This window comes from Phycisphaerales bacterium, from assembly GCA_040221175.1.
In the GTDB taxonomy this organism is placed as follows: Bacteria; Planctomycetota; Phycisphaerae; order Phycisphaerales; family UBA1924; genus JAHCJI01.
Window position 1 is genome coordinate 1 of sequence record JAVJVK010000014.1, and the last position, 549, is coordinate 549.

At 67.2% G+C, this 549-nt stretch carries 1 protein-coding gene; it reads right to left on the bottom strand.

The genetic code is table 11. The features are described 5' to 3' along the window. Window positions 1-549: phage portal protein (locus RIE32_11440; GenBank protein ID MEQ9096864.1), on the bottom strand; the 549-nt coding region annotated here is incomplete at both ends.

A 549-nucleotide genomic window follows, 5' to 3' on the forward strand; every position in this document is an offset into this window, starting at 1 on the left:
CACCGTCGAGCGGGTGTCGAGATCGGCGCGGGTGAGGTCATCGCGATCGAACCGGATGACGTACTGGCCGCGCTCCTCATCGGTGAAGAGCGCCCGGCGCAGGGCGCCCTCAGTGGCCCTCAGCCACGGTTCAAGCGTGTAACTCAGGAACTCCCGGCCCTGCTGTTCCCCGTTGCTCCACGTGGCACGTTCCAGGTCGAACAGCATGGGCGGCGGCACGCGGAAACACCGGGCGATTTCGAGGATCTGGAACTTGCGGTTTTCAAGAAACTGGGCGTCGGTCGAGCTGAAGGTGAATGGCTCGAACTCGGTGCCATCGTAAAGGATCGCGGTCTGCCCCTGCGTATCGGTGCCTTCGTGCGTGGTCCGCCATGCCGCGCGCGCCTTTTTCACCGACTCCTCGGGCATGCCCTTCGGAAACTTCAGCGCGCCAGAGGGCCGGGCCCCGCGCCCGAACAGCTTGGCCGCGTGCAGGTCGAGGGCGATGGCCGTGCCGATGGCCTCGCGGGCCAGCGACAGCGGCGCGCGTCCGAACGGGCTGCGAAGGTG